Origin of the sequence: Vibrio sp. Isolate25 (genome assembly GCF_022398025.1) — a bacterium.
Lineage (GTDB): Bacteria > Pseudomonadota > Gammaproteobacteria > Enterobacterales > Vibrionaceae > Vibrio > Vibrio coralliilyticus_A.
In genome coordinates this window covers 1490980-1515290 of the sequence record NZ_JAKEUT010000001.1, presented here as the reverse complement: position 1 = coordinate 1515290, position 24311 = coordinate 1490980, and the positions used below count along the sequence as shown (strand labels likewise).

Genomic DNA, 24311 nt, shown 5'->3' with positions numbered 1-24311 from the left:
TAGCAACCCCCATTTGCAACATTTTTTCAACATAGAACATTTACCCTAAGTAGTCGCTAACCCCATAAGACAAAGAAATCATTGCTTTACATAAAATATCTTTACGTAAAAATAATTTCCCAGACGAGTAAATGAAAAATAAATGTTAAATACCCTTTGATTGTTTACAAATTTTCCCATATAAGTATTCGTGTAAATAATTTTTGTACACAAAATCGATCAATATTGTTTAAAGGAGACGAACAATGAATTTGAACGATCTAGCCGAAAGAGAAGAAACTGCCTGTCTGGAGGTTGTCGGTCATACAGACAACCCAGGCTATAAGGAGATTCTGTCAGATGAAGCCCTTTCTTTTCTGACAGTATTGGTAAACCGATTTGGCGCCCGTCGTGACGCTTTGCTGCAAGCACGCGAGGAACAGCAAAAGCAATACGATGCAGGCGCATTGCCAGATTTCAGAACTGACACTCAGGCGATCCGTGATGACAAATCATGGAAAGTGGCAACACCACCGCCAGAGCTATTGGATCGCCGAGTAGAAATTACCGGCCCAGTAGACAGAAAAATGGTTATCAACGCGCTGAACTCCGGCGCGAAAGTCTTTATGTGCTGCTTTGAAGATGCTTCTTCACCAACATGGGAAAACATGGTCGAAGGGCAAATCAACCTCAGAGACGCCAACGCAGGCACCATCAGCTACTTTGACGACAAAAAAAATAAGCAATATGAGCTGAATGCTAACCCTGCCCTACTGATCGCTCGTCCACGCGGCCTGCACCTGCCAGAGCAATCAATCCAATTCAATCAACAAGCGATTCCGGGCTGTTTAATGGACTTCGCTTTGTACTTCTATCACAACTACCAGACCCGAGCGCAACAAGGTCTGGGCGTTTACTACTACATTCCTAAGCTAGAAAGCATGGAAGAAGCAAAATGGTGGGATGACGTATTTGCTTTCACTGAAGATCACTTCGGCGTGGCACGTGGCACCATCCGCGCAACCGTACTGATTGAAACACTGCCAGCAGTATTCCAAATGGAAGAGATGCTCTATGCCATGCGCGATCATATCGTGGCGATGAACTGCGGCCGCTGGGATTACATTTTCAGCTATATCAAAACGTTGAAAAACCATCCAGATCGCATCCTGCCAGATCGTCATGTGGTTGGTATGGATAAAGAATTCCTCAATGCTTACAGCCAGTTACTCGTCAGAACCTGCCACCAGCGTGGTGCGTTGGCAATGGGCGGTATGTCGGCCTTTATTCCTGCCAAAGACCCGCAGGAGATGGAACGCGTCACCGCTAAAGTGATTGAAGATAAAGAACGTGAATCACGCAATGGTCACGATGGCACTTGGGTCGCTCACCCTGCTTTAGTCGACTTGGCGATGTCTGTGTTTGATAAAAACCTTGAAGGCAAAGTCAATCAGCTCGATTTTATCAGCCCTACGCACGAGATTGGCGCAGAGCTGCTGCTTAAACCGTGTGAAGGCTCGCGTGACGAAGCTGGCGTGCGCAAGAACATTCGCATTGCTCTTTACTACATTGAGGCATGGATTCAGGGCTCAGGTTGTGTGCCTATCTATGGTCTGATGGAAGACGCGGCGACAGCAGAAATCTCTCGCGCGAACATCTGGCAATGGATTCATCACGGCGTCAAGCTGGATGATGGCCAAACCTTCAACAAAGAATTATTCCACACGTGGTTGTATCAGGAACTCGACACTATCAAACAGGAAGTGGGTGAGGCTCGCTATGCGGCAGGCCGCTTTGAACAAACTGCTGACCTTTTCTACAAGTTGTCTACTGCAGAAGAGTTCGCCACCTTCCTGACCTTACCTAGTTACGAGCTTCTGCAAGGAGCCGCGTAAACAAAAAATCAGGAGATAACATGGGAAGTTTAACTCTAGAACAAGCACTAGCCGTCATTGACGGTACTTTTCAGGCTGGACAAAAGAGCCAAAGCGCCCCTCTGACGGTCGCTGTACTCGACAGCGGAGGAAAGCTGATTACGTTGCAACGACAAGATGGCAGTAGCATGATGCGGCCAGACATCGCAATCGCAAAAGCATGGGGTGCTCTCGCGCTCGGCTGCTCCTCAAGAAAGCTCGCTCAAGACGCAGACAACCGCCCCGCGTTTATCTCCGCCGTAAACGTTCTGGCGCACGGTAATATGGTCCCCGTTCCTGGTGGCTTACTGATCCGTGATGCTGAGCAGAACATCCTCGGCGCGGTCGGTGTCAGTGGAGATATCTCTGACCTCGACGAAAGCTGCGCCCTGCGTGGTATTACTCACGCCGACTTGTTCTGTGATGAGAACGCGGCATAACCCTTCATCAAAAGCGGCTCCGGCCGCTTTTTCATTACCGTTAACGGCCCAACACGGGCAGTTCTGTCAACATTTCCTGAAGTAAATCCGAGAACGCATCAATGACTGGCTGTTTGCGCTCATTGGCAATGTCATCAGGCCGCTGGATCACGCCGTACTGATAGCGAGGCAAGTCCAAGATCGGCAACGCACGAATCTTGTGATTGTCCATTCCTTTGAGCATGGTGCTGTTAGCAATCGACACGCCAATCCCTTCCGCCACCAGTGAACAAGCGACATCGACAGAGTGCGCTTCGACAACAATTTCCGGAAACAAATTGCTGCGAGTGAACCAGTTCATCACATCATGACGAGTACTGCTCTTACGCCCGATCATGACCAGTTTCTGATCGCGCAAGTTGTCAGCGTTGACCGAGTGGAATGCCTCGAACTCGTGGCCCTCGGGAAACACACACATCGCAATCCCCGAATCCAGAGCCGTGGAGCGAAACTTAGAATGATTGCTGATGCGGGTAAACCCGACATCTGCCTGACCGGAATAGACACTTTCTTCAATCGACTGATAATGGCTGGAAAACAGTTCAACCGACACGTCAGGAAATAGCGCCACCAATTGCTTGATAAGTTTGGGGGCCAGTGACTTGGCAAAGGTATAAGGCATTGCAATCTTGAATACTTGCTTCGCTTTGCGTCCCCTTTTGATTTCCGACGCCTGAGTCTGGAGCTGCTCCATACCCTCTAAAACGTGCAGTGCGTTTGATAACAAATTGAGCGATTCGGGTTTAATTTTCAATCGCCCTCGGTCTCGTTCAAAGAGATCCAGATCAAGCTCTTTTTCCAGCTGAGCCAACATTCGACTCACACCGGATTGAGATAAGTTCAACTGTTCTGCCGCCAAACTGGTTGTCCCAGCTTGGCTGATGGCTTTAAGCGCCCGAAGTTGTTTCGCTGTTATATTCATCTGGTTCCATTTAAATAAGTCATTTCTGTCATACATCTATGATTATTTGTCATTGAATTGAAAACCCTAACACAAAAAAATATGTTGCAGAAATGTTGTAGGATAGAATGTGACGAAATGGAGATTTAAAGTGAGTGAAGCTATATCACCAGCTCAACAAAATGTTACTGAACAACCAAAGAAGAAAGGTAACTTAAACCCTGTAATCATCCTGCTGTCTGTCGTTGTGGTAGCAGTACTGATGACCTATTTTTTCGATTCCGGACAGTTTGAACGTAACGGCAAACTAATCATTCCCGGCACCTACCAAGTGCTGGAAAAAGACGTCTCCCCACTCAACCTGATTGGTATTTACCCTCAAGAAGGCGAAGCTCAAGCCGTCAGTTTGCTTGATGCGTTAGTCAGTATTCCTCAAGCCATCACCAAACAAGCAGGCATGATTTTCATGGTGCTGTTTATTGGTGGCATGTTCGGCGTACTCGACAAAGTGGGCGCCATTGAAACAGGCCTTGAGCGAACGCTTTCTGCCACTCGCGGTAACGTCTACTTATTGGTACCGATCCTGATGGTGGTGTTTTCCATGGGCAGCACCTTCATGGGTATGGCGAAGGAGTTCTTGCTCGTGATACCTATGGTCGTTGCCATGGCAACAAGACTGGGGCTGTCAAAAATTATCGGTCTGGCAATTGTCACTATTCCGGTTAAAGTCGGTTACTTAGCATCGATCACTAACCCTTATGCCCTATCCGTCGCTCAGCCACTGGTTGATGTGCCGATATTCAGCGGTATGGGGATGCGTATTTTCGTTTACGTGGTACTGATGATAATCGGTGTGGCGTACGTGCTGCATAGTATTCGCAAAGAAGCACGCACAACGGAAATCGTCGCGCAATGGGACAACAAACCTCTGCCAGTTCGCCATACGCTTGTACTGACGGTTCTTGGACTGGGCATCGCCTTTCTGGTCTATGCTTCACAAACGTGGAAGTGGAAATACAACGAGTTATCTGCGTATTACATCTCGCTTGGTGTGATTTTCGCTGTCATCGGTGGCTTGTCAGCCAATGACACCATCAACGCTTTCATCAGCGGTATGAAAAAGGTTCTCATCGCAGGCGTATTGATCGGGCTCGCCACCTCTGTCGCCATTGTCCTTGCACAAGGTAAAGTGCTGGATACCATCATCTACCACTTAGCCGGAGTCATCGGTGAAGGCCAACCAACGCTTGCCGCTTATGGCATGTTCTTCTCTCAGTTGGTCATCGACGTGGCGATTCCATCCACCTCTGGGCAAGCCGCCGTCACCATGCCAATCCTTGGCCCACTCGGACAGCTTTCCGGTGTCGACCCACACACCACGGTACTGGCCTTCCTGATGGGTAACGGGGCGACAAACATCATTACACCGACTTCCAGCGGGCTACTGATCTTCCTTGCGACGGCACAAGTCGGATGGGGACAATGGGCAAGATACATCTTCCCATTCTTCCTCATCACCATTGCGTGTGCTCTGGTATTCCTATCCATCAGCCTACACGTTTACGCCTAAGGACATCTCATGAAAGCAGTAACTGATGTCAAAATCCGTACGCGAGACGGAGAAACACTCGCGACCGATATTTACTTTCCAACCAACGGTGAAGGCCCATGGCCCGTGGTAATGGAGCGAACGCCTTACGACAAAACGGCGCCTTCTCGTTCTGAAGTCACGTTGCAAGGGCATAAGGTCTCCCGTGCAGAAATGGCGCAGGCGTTCGTTGATAAAGGTTTTGTGTGTGTCTTTCAGGACTGTCGCGGCCGTTATCAGTCCAGCGGCACCTTTACCAAGTACATCAACGAAGCCGAAGATGGCTACGATACGTGTGCATGGCTAGTTGAGCAGTCTTGGTGCAATGGAAAAATAGGCACCATGGGGCTGTCGTACGCCGCCCACACTCAACTGGCACTGGCATGTCTCAATCCTCCGGGGCTGGCGAGTATGGTGCTGGACTCAGGCGGCTTTTCCAATGCCTATCAATGCGGTATTCGTCAGGGCGGAGCGTTTGAGCTCAAGCAGGCGACATGGGCTTATCGTCAGGCACTGGTGAGCCCCAAGGCCGAGCAAGATCCTGTGGTGAAAAAAGCGCTGGAGCAGGAAGACATTCGCGAATGGTTTAAGTACTTACCGTGGAAAGCGGGCCAGTCGCCACTGCGCCATGTGCCTGAATATGAAGCGTATTTGCTTGAGCAGTGGAAACAGGGCAGTTTCAGTGATTTCTGGAAAAAGTCCGGCATCTACGCGCTTGATAGCTATCAGAATATTGCTGATATTCCGGTGTTGTTGATGTCGAGCTGGTACGACGTATACGTTAAAAGTACGCTGGAAAACTACACGGTGTTGAGTGAAAAGAATCGCTCCCAGACAGCACTGATCATGGGGCCTTGGCTTCATGGAGACCGAAATACCACACATAGCGGTGATGTGGATTTCGGTCAGGACGCCTCATTTGACGACAACATTGACAACAACTGGTTGGATTTTCGCGTGAAGTGGTTCCAGCGCTGGCTGCTCAATGATGACCGTCATACGTTTGCCAACGTGCAGGTGTTCCAGATGGGCGGCGGTTCAGGTGAAAAAAGCGAGCTGGGCAGGCTCAAGCACGGAGGGCACTGGTTAAGCAGTGATCGCTGGCCAATGAAAAACACCGAAGCTCAGAACTGGTATCTGCACCGACAAGGCCTGCTGACTCAGCAGGCTCCTGTGACAGATGATTGCATCAGCTACCTGGCCGATCCGAGTAACCCAGTCCCCACTGTTGGCGGTGCGTTAACCTCGGGTAAGCCGGTGTTTGAAGGAGGCGCGTTCGATCAGCGTGAAGATGCTCGCTTTTACGGAGCCAAAGGCAATAACCTTCCCCTTGCAGCACGTTCGGATGTGTTGGTGTTTGAAACCGAACCACTCGCTGATGATATGATTGTGTCAGGAAAAGTATCGGCGAAACTGTTTATTGAATCCGACGCACCGGATACGGATTTCACCATCAAACTAGTTGATGTTTATCCGCCAAGCGAGGACTACCCGCAAGGCTTCGCGATGAACATCTCCGATGGCATCTTTCGTTGTCGCTACCACAAAAGCTGGCAGCAGCCAGAGCTGCTTCGCCGTGGGGTGATTTACGAAATTGAGGTTGAAGCGTTTGCCACTCAGAATTGCTTCGCGCAAGGGCACAAACTGCGATTAGACATTGCCAGCAGCAATTTCCCTAAGTTTGACGTCAACCCAAATAGCGGCGAACCCGAAGGTGAAGCATATACCAAGCAAGTGGCCAAAAACACCATTCACTGTAGCCACAGCTATCCATCCATGTTGACCTTGGAGATTCGACCAAACTAAAAAACCAAGCCCCTATTGACTTGTAGGGGCTTGGTTTTTCTTTGTCATTTGGTTTCTACCTACAGCGGCAAAATCACCACTGGATGGGCACAATATGACATTACTCGAACTGAGTCTGCCAACCTTTGAGGATCTGATTAATCTGACGCTTCTGGTTTGAGTTCATACCTTTGACCAGTTTATGCTGCACTTCTGCATGCTCCTCGATAATTTTATCAATCAAGGTAAAACCTTCATCTGTGAGCTGCACAGTGACACTACGGCGGTCTTCTTTACTGTGCTCTCGCACAATAAGGTTCTTAGATTCTAATTTATCCAGTCGATTGGTCATCGCACCAGAAGTCAGCATCATAGAATCAATCAACTCGGAAGGAGTCAAACGAAACGGTGATCCACTGCGACGCAAAGTTGCCAATACATCAAACTCACCCAGCTTTAAATCATAGCGCTTATGCAATTGCGTGACTTCCGTTTCCATATATTTGGCAATTCTAAGTAGCCTACCCATGATGGCCATCGGCTCAGTATCTAATTCGGGCTTTTCCTTTGCCCATTGATCGACCACTCTATCTATAGCGTCCATGAACAGATTTCTCCACTAACAAAATGACGTGTCGAAGTATCTTAACATAAAGATACTTTACAAACAGAACTTTTAGGCGTACATTCACGCAAAATATCTTAATGTAAAGATAAATAATTATGAATATATTACTGGCAATGATCCCCGCCTTCTTCTGGGGAACAACATATGCGGTAACACAGTTCACTTTGTCCGATTGGCCTCCTCTGCTTTTGGGGGCAATTCGAGCACTGCCTGCCGGACTGCTGTTACTGATGATTAAGCCGTCTCTACCGAAAAAAGGGGACTGGCAAATTTTATTCAGCCTTGGATTGATCAACATTGCGACCTTCTTTGGCTTAATATTTGTGATGGCATTGACTCTGCCTTCAGCAATTTCGGGTGTCGGTATGGTATCGGTACCTGTGTTTGCCATGGTGTATCATTGGGTGGTGAATAAACACCGTCCTAACTACATACAAGCCGTCTGTGGCGCCGCACTGATTGGCCTTGCATGGATGCTGTTCTCTCCGGGCTCTATCAGCCTCAATCCGATTGGGCTGGGGGCTATGCTGGCTGCCATCATGTGTATTGTTGCGGGTAGCTCTCTGACGAAATCACTAGGTAATCGCATGCACTGGTGGACTGTATTGACGTGGCAACTGATTCTCGGTGGCACGATTTTGTCAGTCGCGGCAGGATTCCAATCCTTCATCGATCCGGTTCAATACAGCAACGCACTAGAGAACTTCTCACTGCGCAATAGCTTAGGTTTATTGTGGGTGGTCGGTCTCAACACAGCGTTGGGATATGGCATGTATGTATGGCTTCTGCAGCGCATGACAGTGGTGGATTTTACCTTTGGTGGCATCGCCAACCCAATCGCAGGCATAGTAACCGGCCTGATATTGCTTGGTGAGTCATTCACGCCTTTCCAATACAGTTTAATGATTGGCATGATTGTGATGTCTCTTCTTCCTCAAGCGATCTTGGCACTACGACAGAACAAGCCATCACCCACCCAATGTAAATCGAGTTGAGTGGTAAAAAACAAACGCCATGACATCAACATGGCGTTTCACTTTACAATGTAAACACCAACGTGGATCAACAAGGTCCTCCTACTTTCCACCCGCTATATCGATAAACGAACCAGTCACAAACGATGCTTCTTCGGACAATAGCCAGGCTATCGATTGAGCCACCTCTAATGCCGTTCCTCCTCTTCCAAGCGGAATTTGTGAAGCGAGTCGGTCTACACGTCCAGGTTCGCCGCCATCCGCATGCATTTCAGTATAAATGCAACCAGGTCGAACCCCATTCACTCGAATATTGCGATCTGCTAGCTCAAGTGACAGCCCTTTGGTTAACGAATCCATCGCGCCTTTAGAAGCTGCGTAGTCTACATATTCAAACGGAGCTCCGGTTCTTGAAGCCGCAGATGAAACATTAACGATAGCCCCATCAATATCAAGCTGATTGATAAACGCCTTACAGCACAAAAAACAGCTTATGACATTGGCATCCATTACCTTCTTGAATCGCTCTAAGTCAATCTCGCTCAAGGTTGATTGAGTAAACAGAATACCTGCATTGTTCACCAAATGAGTGACCGTGCCATAGCGCAGGGTAACTTGGGCAAACATAGCTTCAACTTGCTCTTGGTCTGAAACATCAGCCTGAATAGCGAACGCATTTCCGCCTGTGGAAGTAATCTGCTCAACCACTTCATAAGCGCGCTGGTGGTTTCTAAGGTAATTGACAGCGACGGCATAGCCTTGGCTCGCAAGTAGCTTGGCGGTTTCTGCTCCAATCCCTATTCCCGCTCCTGTAACGATGACTACTTTATCCATTTGATTTCCTTTACTCTTCAATTTCAATTGAGGTGACTTTACAGTGTAAAATCCGTTGGCTCTTGCATCTTCTCTACGCCAGCCATTAAACGCTCTACCAACAAACTCAGCGCTTTAGGCTGATAGCGCCTTTGCTTATAAACCAAGTAGGCTTGTCTAACACTGCGTTGATACTGAGGCAGAACCCGTACAATATTCATTTCTTTATGAACATGCCTGAACGGCAAAGAAGCTACTCCAAGTCCTTTTTCAACCGCACCGCAAACCGCCAGAATATCGTTAACAATCAACTTAGGTTTCACGCTCATCACATCGATTAAGCGGTCTTGGTCGTAAACCGAGATATCCAATACGTGATCCACACTGATCCAGTCCAGTTTGCTGAGTTGTTGTAAATCTTCCACATTACCCACTTTTTCTATGTATTCGGGGCTAGCAAAGAAAGCATGTCGTGCTTTAAACAAAGGTCTGGCAATCATGTCGTTCATATCTGCCAAATCGAAGGTAATCAGTAAATCTCTATCTGTTTGTGGTACCGCTTGCTCTTGACTAAGGACTAAATCGAGCGAAACCAGTGGATAATCAACCAAAAACTGTTCAACGACATCACCGACAAAAGCACGATAAAAGTTATGTGGTATCGCGAGTTTTATCTTACCTGAGACTTGTTGAGTATCAGAGACAATTTGTCCAAAGCCAGACTCAATAGACTCCATACCACTCTGCAACAACTCAAACGCCTGTAAGCCACTTTGCGTAGCAACTAGCTCCCTGCCTTTCTTCTCAAGCAATCGAATATTCAGACGTTGCTCTAAGGCTGAAAGCCGGCGGGACATGGTGGAAACCGGCAGCTGAAGCTTCCTAGAAGCAGCAAGCAAAGAGCCTTCTTCGACAACACAACAAAACAGATAGAGATCATCAACATTTCCAAATATGGAATCCATACTTCTAAACCTGCTTATTTTTTTCACTTATGGATAGTTATATCCTTTAAAGCATCAAAACAACAACAACAAGAGGAGAATTTATGAGCCGCAAACATTTTTGGATTTCCACCCTGCTTTCGTCTTTGACCATGGCCATCATTATGTCGGGATTAATTTCTGGCTATAAACTGGGGTTTAGTAACGAGTGGCCAGCAATTTGGCTAGATAGCTTTCTTCTGGCATGGCCAGCAGCGCTAACACTTAACTTGACGGTCTTACCGCAAATTAGAAAGTTGTCTAACTGGTTAGCTGGCACAAACGCTGTCTCGCAGGCTTAAAGCGTTTAAAAAACAAAAAGGGGACCTCACGTCCCCTTTCATTTTTATTGGTGCCATTATGGCGTGATAATACCTTGCAACTCTTGCTCTCTTTGAGCCGTTATCCAGTTGAGGCATTGCTCTTTTAACCTTGGCTCGACTGACGCAATCAGGCGACATGTCGCATCGCGATGTTTAATCCACTGCCTTTGCACTTCTCTTACATCATCAGCTTCTGGTTTTAGCATCGCATAGTCTTCAGCTGGCAGTTTAAGCGCACTCATTAGCTTTTTGTATGACGCATTTAATTGGCTGTCTGTTTCACTGAGCGGCGTGGAAACTGCCTCTATATCGCCTTGAATGGCTTTATCTAGTATTGAAAGGTAAAGATCCTTCTGCGATTGAATCGAGTCTATAATCCAAGCAGTACGCCCCGTACCACCATGCATTTCCTCTTGCTGCGCTTTGAGCGTGACAAAACCTTCCATCTCTTTATAGGCCAGATTCAACAGAGCTAGGCTCTCCCCTGACAGCTTTTGGCCTAATGAGGAAAGCTCACTCTGGCGACGTTTCTCCTGCTCTACGGCATCCCTATCAGCGCAATACCCTGCCCCCGCGCCACTGGTCACGTAATGACAAAGGTTAAAAGGCTCCACTTGATTATTTTTCCAATGCTTATAGTAATCAGTAACCGCGAATGAGACCTCTGCTGGCACATCACCACCACGCGTGATCAACCAAAACACAAGCTCCGGATCGGGTTTACCAAACTTTCCTCCCTCTTTTGAAGCTTGCTCAGCTAACTCCCATACATCGTAGAAGGGCCAATCTCCGTCTTCATCCTCTACCTGAAAAGTTTTAAAGAACGTATCAGGGTCACGCTCAGGGACTTCAGCAGCGTAAGTCAGTACTTGCACCTTTTCTTGTTCGCCATAGAGGGACAAACGAGGATTTTTCTGTTTGGCTTTATAGTAAGTCTCTAATGCGCTTTTAGGGTCAGACATTCTAATACTACCAGCGCGGAAAAAGACCTTATCTAGATAGTATTTTAGTGCCTCTTGGTGACCATGCGCCGCGGCTTGCTGCAAATGATAGACACTCTCTTCATCTGGTAAAACGTATTGGTAAGCAAGTCTAAAGTGCGCTTCTGCACTGCCCTGCTCAGCCGCCTGAATAAACAAAGTCTGCGCTTGTTTTTTATCGCCTGCTTCATAGAGCTTCTGCGCTTTCGTCACGAGCTCCAGCTCGGTTGAAGCAGCGGAAAAAGCCAAGCTACAACCTAATACAATCGGAATAAATTTGGTCATTATTGGTCCATCAATAACAAAGTGAGCAGAATGAATGCTCTTTCGAGTTTGGTATCAACCATATTTAGGACGATACACGAAAACAAAAAAAGGGATCGAATCGATCCCTTTTTGATTTATCTAATTTTCAGCGCTGCGATTACAACTCAGCGTTGTGGTAAACCTGCTGAACGTCATCACAGTCATCAAGAAGGTCTAAGAACTTCTGGAATTTCTCTGCATCTTCACCCGCAACAGGTGTGTGAGTTTGAGGTACGAAAGTGATCTCTTCTACATCAAGAGTCAGGTCTGGGAAGGCACCGTTTAGAGCAGTCTTAGTTTTGAAGAACTCAGTGTGAGGAGCGAAAACCGTAATCACGCCATCTTCAAGTTCAACGTCAGTCACGTCTACGTCTTCCATCATCAGCGTTTCTAGAATGATTTCATCATCGTCGCCTTTGAACTGGAATACTGCTTGGTGATCAAACATGTGTGAAACAGAACCTTCAACACCAATTTTCGCCCCTGTTTTAACGAAGCACTGGCGCACATCTTGGAAAGTACGGTTACCGTTGTCAGTTAGACAATCAACGATGACGCTTGTGCCACCAGGACCAAAGCCTTCGTAGCGCGCAGGAACGTAGTCTTCACCGCCACCACCATTTGCTTTATCGATCGCTTTGTCGATAACGTGTGCAGGAACTTGGTCTTTTTTCGCTTTTGCGATCAGGTGCTTAAGAGACAAGTTCATGTCTGGGTCTGCACCACCATTTTTCGCGCACATGTAAATTTCTTTACCGTATTTGGAATAAACTTTAATTTTTGCGCCCGCTGTTTTCGCCATAGAGGCTTTGCGCACTTCAAAACTTCTTCCCATCGGGATGTTCTCTCTAATTCAATTAAACGCGAAGGATTTTAGCAAAAAACGAGACCATTTCAATTTCTCGCTTTGCTGAGAAAAAGGGTCAGGCGACGCCCATTACTCGTTTGTATTTGGCTACAGATTCAAGAAATGCAGTTCGCTCTTCTTCATTTTGGATCTTGTTTGCCTGCTGATCTATCTCATCAGGACCTGCTTTTGCTTCACGCATTTTCCAAACTAAGAAAGACGCTTGCTTATCAAGCTCAATTTTATTTTTCTCATTGGCAGGGAGTGTCGATAGGTTAATAGACATACAAGGGTTCTGTATCTGTAAAAATATGGGGAGAAAATATAACACACTCGTAAGTTAAATGGGCACTCAAAGCACACACAGTGACTTAATTGAGATCAAAAAAAGAAAAATTAAGGGTGGCTATTTGAGCCACCCTTAAGTCAATTATTACTGTTATCACGACTAGTGTAATATGCCTAGATCCTTCGCTTCCTCAATAGTTAAGCCACTTTCGCGAATCTCTCTTAATGCTTCAATACGACGACGAGCTTCCGCTGACTTAACACTTTTGGTTGGCTTTTGTGACTCAACTTCTTCCGTGAAATCCCACTTGTCTGTGATTTTAGTCATTTCATCATGGTCAATAGAATTAATGGACATTGTAACCTCCGGACAAACCATGCTAGGGACAGCTAATCTGTAGCAAAAGCTGACTGCCCTTGTTAAGAATTTTAGCTCCATAATGTGATTACGCTAATAGTTCGTACACAGTTAGTGTTTTTTGTATAAATAAGCTTTGCGCATAGCTAACTGGCGAAGTACATTTAAGGGATTACCCCTAAGAATTCTAAGGCGATCAAGCTCTCATTTTTACTGGGTAAACAATCGCTCTATCTTGATACTCATTAACTACAAATGCTCCTCAAACATGTTTATCAAGCCACGGCTTCAGCCCACCCAATAACACATCCTTCTGCCCTGCTACTTGGTTAATAACTCAACCATGAACCACACTATTGTCTAGAGGTTGATCTGCTCTGCGAGAAAATTGCAATCGAAAAGGTAGATCAAATAAGTTGAAGCACTTGAGCGAGGGCGATATGAATCAATTAGATACGTGGGTGAAGCAAATGGGACTCTGGTATCAATCTCGAAAGCATGATCAAGGAGAGCTTCTCGAGTCATTGATCCTATCACCACCAGAGCAAATTTGGGGACCACGCATCACACAACAACAAAGTAAAGCTATTGCGTGCTGGTTAGATGGTTGCTTGCGTATCTTTGAGCGCGAGCGATACACCTCTCCTAACAAGGCCTACCAATTCTTACAACTTGCCTACAGTAAGCTACAAAAAGTGGTTACTAACTCGGCCAGTGAACTGGCATTGAAACATTGGTGTATGATGCAAATGCAACACCTAACAGTAATAGGCTTGGAGTTTTGTCGCCAACAGACTCATAGCCGTTGGCTAGAGACATCACATCAATGGGTAGATGCTCATGTGCAGTTTATGGCGGCACAAAGTTGGAATGAGTCACGGAACAATGATCAAGGTTCATCCACACTATGCCATTGAATCCTCATAACATGGCAGCGAGTAACGCTGCCATAATCTCCCTACTACGTCATTTTTACTAATCCATCGGCTGCCAATCAGGATGATCTAGCCAATTCAACCCCGGCATATCTGGGTGTGGATCATTAACCAATAACCAATCATGAAGGGTCTGCAATAGGTCAGTGTTGATGTAGTCCACATTAGCTTTGGTTAGTTCACCCCATATTGTGTCGCGTGTTTCGGCATCGTCCTCAGGTGTCGCCCAAAAGCGAATCTTCTGCTTATTTGCATGAGCTGTTGTGATGATTCTCTCCAGTTCCGCAAGGGCCTCTTCTGGCCATTCCCCTGTCCCATCAAAATTACCAAATTGTTCTTGATCAAAATGATCAAAATTATTACTAATCAGCGGCATAAGAGTTGGAGAATACCCTTTATCAAGATCGCTTAAACGCCCATCGACAAACGAGTAACGAGTTTGCTGCTGCTGCATCAACTCTATTGGGCGGTTACCAGAAATGATCGCAGTAACAGGGCCTTGATATACTTTACCGTTTTCGTAGCGACTAAACACATCAGGATATTGCTTAAGGACCTTTTCTACCGCCTGCCAAGTGAAAGCAGCTTGTGTTTTGATGTCGATCAGAAGAACAGCCGTATAGTCCCAGCCATCATACATTTGCTGTTGGTTATTTCTGACATGGTTAACTATCGGTTGGACATAAAGCTCATCAAATTTCCATTCATTGACCAAATCGTCTTCATCATGAGCAATGAGAACCTCCTCATAACCAGCCTTATAGTAAACATCCGCCTCAAAACTACCAAAGCCCAACTCGGCTGCACCATGAAAAGGCTCTTCTCGATAGTAGTCATTATGAGAATGGGAGCGAACGGTCTCAGTAATTTCTGTCTCTATTTCACTGTCTGTTTCATCACATGCACTCAATACTAAACAACTGAGTGCAATAAGTACTATGCGTACCAATCTGGCAAAATCCATCATATTTTTTCTTAATATCCAATAAGTAAATTGAAACACTGCACACGTAATGCGGGGATATCATTGAAGTAAGAAATGACATTTCCATTAACAAAAAATGAACGAGAGCTAATTAATATTTATGAGGAAATAGATGGAATAAGGATCTGATTTAAATAATAAAATTACATTTACAATACGAATCTTTTAGGGAGAGAAATCGTTGTTTTTTGTCATTAGAACTACAGAAATGAAAGATCCTTGATTGACGGAACAATGATCAAGAGCCCCCTTGATCATGCTTTCAATACTTGAAGAAATTTAGACAAAAAAAAGCGAGTTCAAAAGAACTCGCAAACAATTCAGAATGAATGTAACAATATGAGCCAATCTATCAGGGATAATCCAAATCCCTTATTCATCAGAAAGGACAAAAGGTTGTCTATTCGGGATAAATAATATCCAACTCCCCGGTGAGCAATGTCAGTTCACTGTCAGGGGAATGTAGTAGGTTTGTCTATTCACACTAGGTATGTAACACAGAGAAATAATATCAAAAAGCCAGCAAGCACATGCTGGCAATTCATTATGTGTACGAGTATCTAGGGTTATACCGCCACTTCATCAAGTACTCTAAACACACCTTCATCAAGGTGCCCTTCATGAACTTGTTTACACACTTTGCGTCTCACTGCGAGACCAGCAATTAGACGTTCAATGGATAAGTGTTTATTTTCACTCTGCCCGTTGTAAAGTTCAATCAACTTGCTTAGTGTCTCGTACGGAATGATTTCGTCTCCTACACGAAGGAAATCAAGCTTCTCTATGAGCTCCTGACACTCTTCCTGAATCGAGTTGTGTGAATGCCCTGTCATCGCAGCCAAAGCCATTATAGAGCGCTCTAGGGCCTCTGGAGAGGTATACTTGGATAAGGTAATGGTAATTTCGTCTGCATTGATCTCGACTAAATGCTTACGGATTTTAACTCTACGTCCCAATTTTCCTTTTGGAGAACGTTCTTTGCGCTGGATGGGTTCAAACTCGCCATCAATAATCTGCGACATTTCATCTAACTGCTGCTTAGTGACCATTTCATTACGCAGTGGGTTAGGCAACGTAGGGGCCATATTACGTTTACCTGCGTTGGTCGTGCGAGCACGCGAGTAACGAAGCACTTCTTCAGCATCACACTTGATGTCAAACTGGTAGTCTTTGATCTTACCGCCTTCTACGATCGTGGAGATCGTTAGGTGATAACCCCATAGATTGACCTTAAACAGATCGTCCGTGCCCTCCCCTTCCGATAACTTTTTCAATTCGCGGATCAAATCCATCGAGAATCGGCGCCATTCAATATTACGCGCTAACTTCTGATTGAGTGTGCTAAGCAACATCACGTCGGTATGACGACGAGACATGCGGCTTCGGAAATAGCTATAGAGCTGGAAAACCAAAGTGTGCTGTTTCAAGATTTCTGGAGGGAAAAGGAAGAAATAGTCACGAGTCAACAACTCTTCGTAGAAAGAAGGTTCCCATACCAATATATATAAGTTGGGTTTAATACGAATTTCGCCGTCAGCCCCCTCTGTCGGTGCTTCTTCCGATGCCGTGATAGTGCGGGCCAAAAAGCGAAAACGATCACTCTTGAAACCCTCTGGCATATTTTCACTCAACCAACGGCCTGTCAGCTCATGTAATTGAAAGTCGGTAAATTCGATTCGATCAATGCTGTCACGGATCGAATCACGAGCCGGTCCACTGTCTTTCTTACCCCGTAAAGACAAGATATCAGTAATGTACAGTGGGGTTTTATTAGGGGTTTGTTTTGCGTCCAGCTGGTACTGATGTTGGTGATGATCATGATATTGAACTGTCAAAGTGAATAGCGCGAACAGCGTCATAAGATCATCGACGGTCATGATGTTCTTCGAAGAACGTGTTTCGATCACAGCTTTGGTGCCAGAGATCAAAACCATACTCTTTTGATATTGTTTACGAGTACGCGGAGGCGCTAAAGCTTGATCAATAATACCCGCCCAGTTAGTCGGTGAAACCACAAACTGGTCTGCTTCATCTTTCATCGCTGGTGGTGTATTTAGGCCATGCTCATTCAATAACCGTTTATTGACGTGTGTCTGTGCCAGAGCTTTAGATCGTTTTTGTTTCTCGCTTTGCTTTACCGACTCTGTCATCAAGCTGGTGGCTCCAAGAACAGAGATCAACTGATTTGGGTTTACAAAGCGGTGCAACATGGTTTTCCCGGCGAGGCCTTCTTCAAAACGGACCGGAATTTGCTGAAAGAGGCCAATATTTACAGCTGCACGCAAACGCTGTTGAATTGCGGCTCGAGTCAGTTGACCATCTGTCGCCTCAATCAGTTCTGTAGTAGATACTAAACCATCTTTACTACTAAAACCTTGTAATGAAATTAGATTCAAAAGCTCAACGATGCTTTTAGTCACGCCTTTGAAATGCTGATATTGCTCGATCCAATTTACGGCGGCTTCGGACACTTCAAACATATGTCCATCTTTATGACTCCTAGGAGCTTTGATCAATACTTTTTCTTCTGAGCTCATTTATTATGATCCGTGTCACGTTAGCCGTAATATTGCTATGGTTCCGACAGGATAAAGAAAAAAGCCTTATAAATAAAGAGAAAACTTGTTGTTTTGAATAACTGATCTTTCTGATTTAAATGATCTTTATTGATTATATGATCTAATGATCTGAACCAAGTTGTCATTGCAAGCTCATGTTATTAATGAACTTTTTTTATCCACATCTGAAAGCATGATCATGATATGTACGAAAGCATGATCATAAAAAAGAGGAAAGCATGATCAGATACTTACAGAACCATGATCATTACTCTAGCGAATGCATGATCATTACTACGTCTGAAGCATGATCATCATAGACTCACACTTTATCCACAGTGAAAAGCGATTTGCTGTAAGTAATGAGCCCTGTTTAGTGTGTATTTTTGGTTTTAACAACGAAACGATGATCAAGATGTAGGAAGAAAATGACCGAATACGATTAAACTTGTTGGTTTATTCATCAATTTGAAATCCATCTGACATCTTTCCTTTCCACTGGCATTACTTTGATTGATTAGCCTATCGAACGAAAGCATGATCATGTAGGAACACCAGCTTAGAATATTATGACTTTTGTCCCTCGATTTGTACTCTTGATTTGCTTTATTGACTCAATGCCTTAGTTCGTCTGCATTCTTCCGTAATTTATCTCCTTTTTTACATGCTTCCGAAGCATGGAATTACTTGATCATTGATCCGAGTAAGGATCTTTTGAAAGTGAGAGCTTTAAACTTTTAACGAAGCACTATTTTTCCTTGATCATGCTTCTTTGAAGATGATTTCACCTTGAAAGCATGATCAAAGTAAACGCCTTGATCATCGTTTCGATTCCTAGCGTATTTCTTAGCAAAAGTTATTTCCAAGCTTTCCGATTAAGGTCTGTCCTATTGTATGGAATATAGGCGCTGAATTAAGGGCTCACGAATTGAAATGACACAGACCGTAAATTATGGGCAGATATCAATCGTTCCGAGTTAATTTCTTATTTTTTGGAGATGTTTCCTTTACATTGTAAATAAGTGATGTTGTAACACTTTAAATCTAATGTGTTTTAAGAGGGTGATTATGCGCAAAATTAGCAAGACGAATAATGATGAATTAATTGCAAATTCATTTAATTGATAAAAAATTCTCTTATTAATGTGATTATCGTCTGTGAATGTACGTTCACCTTTTTGTTGTTTTTGGTTTGTTATGCTGTACAATTGGTTTCCGTCACTAATAATGGAACTTGGCAATGAAAAGAGAACAGACAATTGAAAGTCTCATTCAACTGGCTGAGCAAACTGCTCAGGTTCAAGCCGATCGAATTGAGATTGTTTTAGAAGAGCGCAGCGATGAGCATTTCCCGCCAATGTCAAAAGCTTTGATGGAGACTCGTTCTGGTCTGACTCGTCGTAAGTTGGATGATGCGATTAGTAAACTTGAAGAAGCGGGTCACCAGTTTACTAAGAATAATGCAAACCACTATTCGATCTCACTGCAAGAAGCTCATATGTTAATGGATGCTGCTGGAGTTGCAAAGTTCCATGAGCGTAAGAAGAATAATGACAACAAACCATGGATTATCAATGTTCAAAACCAAAAAGGGGGAACAGGAAAATCCATGACGGCGGTACATTTAGCCGCTTGTTTAGCATTAAATCTTGATAAACGTTACCGTATCTGTTTGATTGACTTGGATCCTCAAGGCTCTCTGCGTTTATTCCTTAATCCACAAATCAGTCTGACTGACCACGATAACATTTACTCAGCTGTAGATGTTATGCTCGACAACGTGCCTGAAGGTGTGAAAGTCGACAAAGAATTTCTACATAAAAATGTCTTGTTACCAACTCAATACCCAAACCTGAAAACAGTATCGGCATTCCCTGAAGATGCAATGTTTAATGCTGAGGCGTGGCAAAACTTATCGCAAAATCAATCGCTTGATATCGTAAAGCTACTAAAAGAGAAGCTCATCGATCAAATTGCTGATGATTTCGATATCATCATGATTGATACTGGTCCACACGTTGATCCATTGGTGTGGAATGCGATGTATGCTTCGAATGCGCTGCTGATCCCATGTGCGGCGAAACGCTTAGACTGGGCATCAACGGTTAACTTCTTCCAGCATTTACCGACAGTGTATGAGATGTTCCCAGACGATTGGCAGGGGCTTGAGTTTGTTCGCTTGATGCCTACTATGTTTGAAGATGACAACAAGAAGCAGGTCGCTGTATTGACGGAAATGAACTATTTGTTGGGTGATCAGGTGACAATGGCCACGATTCCGCGTAGCCGTGCATTTGAAACCTGTGCTGATACCTATAGCACTGTTTTTGATTTGACGACAGGTGATTTTGAAGGTGGTAAAAAGACATTAGCCACAGCGCAAGATGCGGTACAAAAGAGTGCTTTAGAGCTTGAGCGTGTCCTTCATAGCAACTGGTCATCACTCAATCAGGGGTAATTAGACTATGGCAATTAAGACTTCAGATTTAAACGCAAGACTGTTTGGTAAAACGAACAAGCGCCATGTGGCGACCCCGCAGGAAGCACAGAAAGCAGCGAAAGAGCAGGCTCAGGTGATTGAATTGTCCGTTGCGGGCGAAGAGATGGTGACCTTTGAGCTATTGCGTATTCCCGCTAGCCAAGTTGCTGATGAAACCGTAGTATTTGCTGAAAACGCACGCGAACAGTCGTTCTTGAATGAACATGCTCTATCGGATGTTCTTGCTACGCTAAAAGAGCGTGGGCAGCAGTACCCAGCAGTGGGTCGCAAACGTGAAGATGGCAAGATCGAAGTGCTCGATGGTAGTCGTCGTCGCATGTCTTGTATTCTAGCTGAAAAAGACTTCCTGATTTACGTTGCCGAAAACATCAATAGCGGTCATGCCAAGTTCCTGTCTGATGTTGCAAACGCGCATAAGCCTCTATCTCTGTACGAAAAAGGTAAAGAGATGAAAGCGAAACTGGAAAGTGGTGAAGCTGAAGATCAGAAAGCTTTGGCGAAGATGTTCCAATGCAGCGAAGCTTTGGTCAGCGGAGCATTGAAAGCGGCGGATTTGCCTTTAACTCTGCTTCAGGCCTACCCCAATGTCGCAGACTTAGGTCGTCCTACCATCGTGAAGTTACATAAACAATTTAACGCGCTGAGTGATGAAAATCGAGCTAAGCTTTTGGATAAATGCCAGTCAACTGACGGTTTTGTTTGGCAACGCAGCCAAGCTCAAGGCGTGGCACGCATCACCAAAGATGTGTCTGAAACGATCGAACAATGGATTGAAGAGTTTTCTCCAAGTAAACGTTCGACAACGCGTAAGGTTGAGCTGATCAAGGGAAGAGTCAGTTATAGTCGTAAAGGGGCTGATTTAGCGCTCAATCTAAAGAAAGTGGACGACGCCACTATGCAGGAAATTCTCGACTTTGTTTCGTCTAAGTTGAAGTAATCAGAATCAGTAGATGAAAGCCGCGATGAGCGGCTTTTTTTCTATCTCTCATTTATCGCTCTGAATTGTTATAATTCGCTTATCTCCCGAAATCTGACACCGGTCATGCACAATTATTTCTCTCAGTTGGTTCACTCTGCTAGTCAGGCAAATCATAGGTTTGGCGTTGTACTTAATGGTGACTTGCCATGGCAAGACAATGCCTTGTCCATCATTAAAGCCTTGTACGCTAACTCGAGTATTTTTCAGCTTGGCGGAGAAAGTTGTGATGACAATATCTATAGTGTTCCTTACAAGCATGGTCAGCGTTTACTTGGTCAAGAATGTTCGTTGTTGATTTGCGATTTCTCTTCTGGCTTTGATGCTAATTCTTTTAGTGCAGCACTAGGCTGCGTCAAAGGTGGAGGTATAGTTGTGATTCTACCTTCGACCTCCAACCCTTTATCGCTATCCATGCAATGGTTAAGTGTCGCATTGAGGCGTCTAATTAATATCGATCAAACTCGGCCATTACCTCCACCTCCTTTAGTTGATAGTTTTGACGCAGAGCCTTTTTCTCAGCAAAAACTTGCTGTGGAGAAGATTCGTAAAGTGGTAGAAGGCCATCGTAAACGACCTTTGGTCATGACTGCTGACCGAGGAAGAGGGAAGAGTAGTGCGTTGGGGATTGCAGCTGCTGAACTGATGCAATCCCGTGATATTCGTATCTTGGTCACGGCACCAAGCTTGGCTACTGTCGCGCCTGTATTTGAACATGCTCGGCGTTTGTTACCTGATGCGTTGCACAAAAAAGGCCTGGTTCGCTTTAATGCCGCTTCACTCGAATTCATCGCTCCTGATGAGCTACTCAGACAGGGGCCAGAGTGTGATTTCCTCTTAGTCGATGAAGCATCGGCAATTCCCATTCCTATGTTGCAGAAGATGGTTGAGCGCCATCATCGCTGCGTATTTTCGACGACAGTTCATGGTTATGAGGGCTGTGGTCGAGGTTTCACGCTCAAGTTTCAGCATTGGCTAAAGCAGAAAAGAGCTGGTTCAGTGTTTTACCATCTAGAACAGCCTATTCGTTGGAATGCGAATGACCCTTTGGAAAGCTGGCTGTTTGACACTTTTCTCCTCAATACGGAAATCGCGCCAGTTAATGTTGCCTCGACAGCGCGCATAATGCTCCGAAAGCTCGATAAAAAGCAACTCCTAAATAACTCTGATTTGCTGCGTACTTGTTTTGCCTTGTTAGTTAACGCGCACTATCAAACATCACCTAATGATTTAATGCTGTTATTGGAAGATGAGTCCATTGCACTTTTTGCTGCGTTTAGTCATCAGGATTGCCTTGGCTGCATACTCACCATTACTGAAGGGGGATTAGAGCAATCATTGATTGACTCCATTCAACAAGGTGTTCGTCGACCTAAAGGGCACCTAGTGCCTGTTATATTGGCCGCACAACTTGGCTTGAGTGATGCTGCTCGGCAGATGAGTTTACGTATTATGCGTATAGCGACTCACCCAAATTACCAGGGCCAAGGGATCGGTTCCGCTATGTTGGAGCAGTTGTCTCTGCACTGTGATAAGGCATTTATCTCCACCAGCTTTGGTGCGACTAAAGAATTACTTCATTTTTGGCGCAAGAATGGCTTCTCTCCAGTCAGGCTTGGTGTTCAGCGTGATCAAGCGAGTGGATGCCATTCTGTGCTTATGATAAAGGGCAGCCCTGATTGGATGGAAAGTGCAGAGCGTCATTTTGAGCTTTCGATGCCTTACCTATTAGGCAATGTGTTCAATGACATTGAAACTGACATTGTACGTAATCTATTGCGTAAAGAAGATGCTTCCGTTGAGATTGGTGAGTTTTTTACGCTAATTCGTCGTTATTGTGAAGGTGGAGTTGGGTACGAGAGCGTTGCCTCTTTTATCGCCTCATGGCTATTATCTTCACCAGCCGCGCTACAAAATAGTTCAGATTTGATGATTCGTAAATTGATACAGCAACGTAGTTGGCAAATGTGCTGTGAAGAGTTTGAGTTGAGTGGTAGAAAGCAAACGGAACTCCAGTTAAGAGCCGATATTCAATCGTTGCTTGATTCAACCTTAGTGTAGTGTGCGATAATTTACACTGTAAAAATAATTGATGTCACCTTCCTGCTCGCCTTAAAGCGGCGGACAGTGATTAATCATCTTATTCATTCATCCTCTTATTAGTCCTTTCTAAGGTTTTTGTGTTCATAAAGCTGAAACCTCTTCGCTATGAATGTGCTATTTACAGTGTAAACATTCGATACTTGAGTTCAGTTAATGATGACAAACTTAAATAATGCTTTTGATTTGCATAAAAAATGCTATTGACCTGAAAAAAGTATGGAAATTTTTTGGGTGAGTATTTCAGCTTTAAGTGTTTAAAAAACAAAGTATTGAAATTTTATCAAACGATGAAGATATGATTTTGGATTCATAAAATGTCAGGGTTTGTTTGCTAAATATCTATTCCTTCCTACACTCAAAATTAAGCGAAAAGCTTCCATAACGGCTAGGAAACTATAAGAAAAGTGTAGGTTGAAACATGGAATGTTTACTTCCTGAGTCTCTAGACATTTCGACGGTACTAGATGCTACGACTCAATATCAAGAATGGCTTGCCACTCATGAGGCTATCCATCTCGGCGCAGATAAAGTTGCCAGAGTGGATGCCGCTGGCATACAGCTCCTCTCTTCTCTTTTTATTTCCGCAAAGAAGAATCAACGAACGATCCAATTGCTAAAACCGAGCGATGTCCTTCTCGAGGGAATTGAGACGCTAGGTTTGCAAGAGGTGTTTGAGTTAAACCTAAAGTCGGAGAGTAATCCAAATGACTAAGATTCTTGCAGTAGATGATTCGGTCTCCATTCGTCAGATGGTGAGTCACACATTACGTGATGCTGGCTACGATGTGGAAACCGCGAATGATGGACGAGAAGCACTAAACAAGGTTGCTAGTAATAAGTTTGATGTGGTGATTTCGGATGTCAATATGCCCAATATGGGGGGCTTTGAGCTGGTCAAAGCATTAAGAGATAAACCACAGTACAAATTTACTCCCATTTTAATGCTTACGACAGAAACCAGCACTGAGAAAAAACAGCAAGGAAAATTAGTCGGTGCAACGGGCTGGCTGGTCAAGCCGTTTAATCCTGAAACATTACTTAAAACGCTAAAACGCGTTATTTAAGACACAAATAAAACAATAATTCACTTACAACGTCGTCTGGCAGGA

General features: G+C 44.7%; 22 protein-coding genes. 12 read left to right on the top strand and 10 right to left on the bottom strand.

All coding sequences use genetic code 11. The features are described from left to right. The first annotated feature begins 245 nt into the window (after positions 1-245). Together aceB and L1D15_RS06600 are read left to right on the top strand one after the other, a co-directional pair. On the top strand, positions 246-1874 hold the full coding sequence (gene aceB / locus L1D15_RS06605) for a malate synthase A (protein WP_239875073.1): 1629 nt from the start codon (positions 246-248) through the stop codon (positions 1872-1874). 20 nt (positions 1875-1894) lie between these two features. Continuing rightward, positions 1895-2332 carry a heme-binding protein gene (locus L1D15_RS06600; protein WP_006959844.1) on the top strand — a complete coding sequence of 146 codons (438 nt, stop codon included), beginning with the start codon at positions 1895-1897 and terminating at the stop codon, positions 2330-2332. A 40-nt stretch (positions 2333-2372) separates the two neighbouring features. Here the strand turns inward: L1D15_RS06600 and L1D15_RS06595 are convergent, their stop codons facing one another. Then, on the bottom strand, positions 2373-3293 hold the full coding sequence (locus L1D15_RS06595; RefSeq protein WP_019277434.1) for a LysR family transcriptional regulator: 921 nt from the start codon (positions 3291-3293) through the stop codon (positions 2373-2375). A gap of 130 nt (positions 3294-3423) precedes the next feature. Here L1D15_RS06595 and L1D15_RS06590 point away from each other — a divergent pair, with 130 nt between their 5' ends. Together L1D15_RS06590 and L1D15_RS06585 are read left to right on the top strand one after the other, a co-directional pair. After that, positions 3424-4842: an AbgT family transporter gene (locus L1D15_RS06590; RefSeq protein WP_006959847.1), complete on the top strand. Its 1419-nt coding sequence runs from the start codon at positions 3424-3426 to the stop codon at positions 4840-4842. A 9-nt stretch (positions 4843-4851) separates the two neighbouring features. Further along, positions 4852-6666: a CocE/NonD family hydrolase gene (locus L1D15_RS06585; protein ID WP_239875072.1), complete on the top strand. Its 1815-nt coding sequence runs from the start codon at positions 4852-4854 to the stop codon at positions 6664-6666. Between the two features lie 100 nt (positions 6667-6766). Here the strand turns inward: L1D15_RS06585 and L1D15_RS06580 are convergent, their stop codons facing one another. Next, on the bottom strand, positions 6767-7249 hold the full coding sequence (locus L1D15_RS06580) for a MarR family transcriptional regulator (protein ID WP_239869058.1): 483 nt from the start codon (positions 7247-7249) through the stop codon (positions 6767-6769). Between the two features lie 119 nt (positions 7250-7368). Here L1D15_RS06580 and L1D15_RS06575 point away from each other — a divergent pair, with 119 nt between their 5' ends. Beyond that, positions 7369-8268 (top strand): DMT family transporter, encoded by a 900-nt coding sequence (locus tag L1D15_RS06575; protein ID WP_239875071.1) that lies wholly within the window; start codon positions 7369-7371, stop codon positions 8266-8268. An 81-nt stretch (positions 8269-8349) separates the two neighbouring features. On the opposite strand, the gene L1D15_RS06570 is transcribed toward L1D15_RS06575, so the two are convergent. Together L1D15_RS06570 and L1D15_RS06565 are read right to left on the bottom strand one after the other, a co-directional pair. Then, entirely contained in the window at positions 8350-9081 is a 732-nt protein-coding gene (locus tag L1D15_RS06570; protein ID WP_239875070.1) for an SDR family oxidoreductase, read from the bottom strand. A gap of 38 nt (positions 9082-9119) precedes the next feature. After that, a complete protein-coding gene (locus L1D15_RS06565; protein ID WP_239875069.1) occupies positions 9120-10025 on the bottom strand; it encodes a LysR family transcriptional regulator in 906 nt (301 codons plus the stop codon). Positions 10026-10108: 83 nt separating this feature from the next. Between L1D15_RS06565 and L1D15_RS06560 the strand changes: the two genes are divergently transcribed. After that, positions 10109-10345 carry a DUF2798 domain-containing protein gene (locus L1D15_RS06560; RefSeq protein ID WP_239875068.1) on the top strand — a complete coding sequence of 79 codons (237 nt, stop codon included), beginning with the start codon at positions 10109-10111 and terminating at the stop codon, positions 10343-10345. A gap of 56 nt (positions 10346-10401) precedes the next feature. Here the strand turns inward: L1D15_RS06560 and L1D15_RS06555 are convergent, their stop codons facing one another. From L1D15_RS06555 to L1D15_RS06540, 4 genes are all read right to left on the bottom strand, one after another. Further along, positions 10402-11631, bottom strand: coding sequence for a lysozyme inhibitor LprI family protein (locus L1D15_RS06555; protein WP_239875067.1), 1230 nt, complete (start codon positions 11629-11631; stop codon positions 10402-10404). A gap of 139 nt (positions 11632-11770) precedes the next feature. Continuing rightward, the gene (locus L1D15_RS06550; RefSeq protein WP_008074122.1) at positions 11771-12487 is read right to left on the bottom strand and encodes a YebC/PmpR family DNA-binding transcriptional regulator; all 717 of its coding nucleotides are present in this window, start codon (positions 12485-12487) and stop codon (positions 11771-11773) included. A gap of 88 nt (positions 12488-12575) precedes the next feature. Beyond that, a complete protein-coding gene (locus L1D15_RS06545) occupies positions 12576-12785 on the bottom strand; it encodes a DUF3283 family protein (RefSeq protein WP_239869078.1) in 210 nt (69 codons plus the stop codon). Positions 12786-12947: 162 nt separating this feature from the next. After that, the gene (locus tag L1D15_RS06540) at positions 12948-13145 is read right to left on the bottom strand and encodes a hypothetical protein (protein ID WP_239869087.1); all 198 of its coding nucleotides are present in this window, start codon (positions 13143-13145) and stop codon (positions 12948-12950) included. A 440-nt stretch (positions 13146-13585) separates the two neighbouring features. On the opposite strand from L1D15_RS06540, the gene L1D15_RS06535 reads away from it, so the two are divergent. Beyond that, positions 13586-14062 carry a transcriptional regulator gene (locus L1D15_RS06535; protein ID WP_239875066.1) on the top strand — a complete coding sequence of 159 codons (477 nt, stop codon included), beginning with the start codon at positions 13586-13588 and terminating at the stop codon, positions 14060-14062. Between the two features lie 58 nt (positions 14063-14120). Here L1D15_RS06535 and L1D15_RS06530 read toward each other — a convergent pair whose 3' ends face one another. Together L1D15_RS06530 and L1D15_RS06525 are read right to left on the bottom strand one after the other, a co-directional pair. Beyond that, on the bottom strand, positions 14121-15047 hold the full coding sequence (locus L1D15_RS06530; protein ID WP_239875065.1) for a phosphatidylinositol-specific phospholipase C/glycerophosphodiester phosphodiesterase family protein: 927 nt from the start codon (positions 15045-15047) through the stop codon (positions 14121-14123). Positions 15048-15631: 584 nt separating this feature from the next. Next, positions 15632-17602 (bottom strand): replication initiator protein RctB domain-containing protein, encoded by a 1971-nt coding sequence (locus L1D15_RS06525; RefSeq protein WP_239869094.1) that lies wholly within the window; start codon positions 17600-17602, stop codon positions 15632-15634. 1261 nt (positions 17603-18863) lie between these two features. Between L1D15_RS06525 and L1D15_RS06520 the strand changes: the two genes are divergently transcribed. The 5 genes from L1D15_RS06520 (at position 18864) to L1D15_RS06500 (ending at position 24266) form a co-directional block, all read left to right on the top strand. Further along, a complete protein-coding gene (locus L1D15_RS06520; RefSeq protein WP_239875064.1) occupies positions 18864-20081 on the top strand; it encodes a ParA family protein in 1218 nt (405 codons plus the stop codon). 7 nt (positions 20082-20088) lie between these two features. Then, on the top strand, positions 20089-21060 hold the full coding sequence (locus L1D15_RS06515) for a ParB/RepB/Spo0J family partition protein (protein WP_239875063.1): 972 nt from the start codon (positions 20089-20091) through the stop codon (positions 21058-21060). A 105-nt stretch (positions 21061-21165) separates the two neighbouring features. Further along, a complete protein-coding gene (locus L1D15_RS06510; RefSeq protein WP_239875062.1) occupies positions 21166-23160 on the top strand; it encodes a GNAT family N-acetyltransferase in 1995 nt (664 codons plus the stop codon). A gap of 460 nt (positions 23161-23620) precedes the next feature. Next, positions 23621-23914: an STAS domain-containing protein gene (locus L1D15_RS06505; RefSeq protein ID WP_239875061.1), complete on the top strand. Its 294-nt coding sequence runs from the start codon at positions 23621-23623 to the stop codon at positions 23912-23914. After that, positions 23907-24266, top strand: coding sequence for a response regulator (locus L1D15_RS06500; RefSeq protein ID WP_239835716.1), 360 nt, complete (start codon positions 23907-23909; stop codon positions 24264-24266). Before L1D15_RS06505 ends, L1D15_RS06500 begins: the two co-directional genes overlap by 8 nt. The last annotated feature ends 45 nt before the right edge of the window (positions 24267-24311 follow it).

Bases quoted from the DNA above. Each gene is read 5' to 3' on its own strand.
- aceB (WP_239875073.1), top strand. From the start codon at position 246: ATGAATTTGAACGATCTAGCCGAAAGAGAAGAAACTGCCTGTCTGGAG.
- L1D15_RS06505 (WP_239875061.1), top strand. From the start codon at position 23,621: ATGGAATGTTTACTTCCTGAGTCTCTAGACATTTCGACGGTACTAGAT.
- L1D15_RS06555 (WP_239875067.1), bottom strand. From the start codon at position 11,631: ATGACCAAATTTATTCCGATTGTATTAGGTTGTAGCTTGGCTTTTTCC.
- L1D15_RS06540 (WP_239869087.1), bottom strand. From the start codon at position 13,145: ATGTCCATTAATTCTATTGACCATGATGAAATGACTAAAATCACAGAC.
- L1D15_RS06595 (WP_019277434.1), bottom strand. From the start codon at position 3,293: ATGAATATAACAGCGAAACAACTTCGGGCGCTTAAAGCCATCAGCCAA.
- L1D15_RS06500 (WP_239835716.1), top strand. From the start codon at position 23,907: ATGACTAAGATTCTTGCAGTAGATGATTCGGTCTCCATTCGTCAGATG.
- L1D15_RS06535 (WP_239875066.1), top strand. From the start codon at position 13,586: ATGAATCAATTAGATACGTGGGTGAAGCAAATGGGACTCTGGTATCAA.
- L1D15_RS06560 (WP_239875068.1), top strand. From the start codon at position 10,109: ATGAGCCGCAAACATTTTTGGATTTCCACCCTGCTTTCGTCTTTGACC.
- L1D15_RS06515 (WP_239875063.1), top strand. From the start codon at position 20,089: ATGGCAATTAAGACTTCAGATTTAAACGCAAGACTGTTTGGTAAAACG.
- L1D15_RS06580 (WP_239869058.1), bottom strand. From the start codon at position 7,249: ATGGACGCTATAGATAGAGTGGTCGATCAATGGGCAAAGGAAAAGCCC.
- L1D15_RS06575 (WP_239875071.1), top strand. From the start codon at position 7,369: ATGAATATATTACTGGCAATGATCCCCGCCTTCTTCTGGGGAACAACA.
- L1D15_RS06545 (WP_239869078.1), bottom strand. From the start codon at position 12,785: ATGTCTATTAACCTATCGACACTCCCTGCCAATGAGAAAAATAAAATT.
- L1D15_RS06520 (WP_239875064.1), top strand. From the start codon at position 18,864: ATGAAAAGAGAACAGACAATTGAAAGTCTCATTCAACTGGCTGAGCAA.
- L1D15_RS06530 (WP_239875065.1), bottom strand. From the start codon at position 15,047: ATGATGGATTTTGCCAGATTGGTACGCATAGTACTTATTGCACTCAGT.
- L1D15_RS06600 (WP_006959844.1), top strand. From the start codon at position 1,895: ATGGGAAGTTTAACTCTAGAACAAGCACTAGCCGTCATTGACGGTACT.
- L1D15_RS06525 (WP_239869094.1), bottom strand. From the start codon at position 17,602: ATGAGCTCAGAAGAAAAAGTATTGATCAAAGCTCCTAGGAGTCATAAA.
- L1D15_RS06565 (WP_239875069.1), bottom strand. From the start codon at position 10,025: ATGGATTCCATATTTGGAAATGTTGATGATCTCTATCTGTTTTGTTGT.
- L1D15_RS06510 (WP_239875062.1), top strand. From the start codon at position 21,166: ATGCACAATTATTTCTCTCAGTTGGTTCACTCTGCTAGTCAGGCAAAT.
- L1D15_RS06550 (WP_008074122.1), bottom strand. From the start codon at position 12,487: ATGGGAAGAAGTTTTGAAGTGCGCAAAGCCTCTATGGCGAAAACAGCG.
- L1D15_RS06570 (WP_239875070.1), bottom strand. From the start codon at position 9,081: ATGGATAAAGTAGTCATCGTTACAGGAGCGGGAATAGGGATTGGAGCA.
- L1D15_RS06585 (WP_239875072.1), top strand. From the start codon at position 4,852: ATGAAAGCAGTAACTGATGTCAAAATCCGTACGCGAGACGGAGAAACA.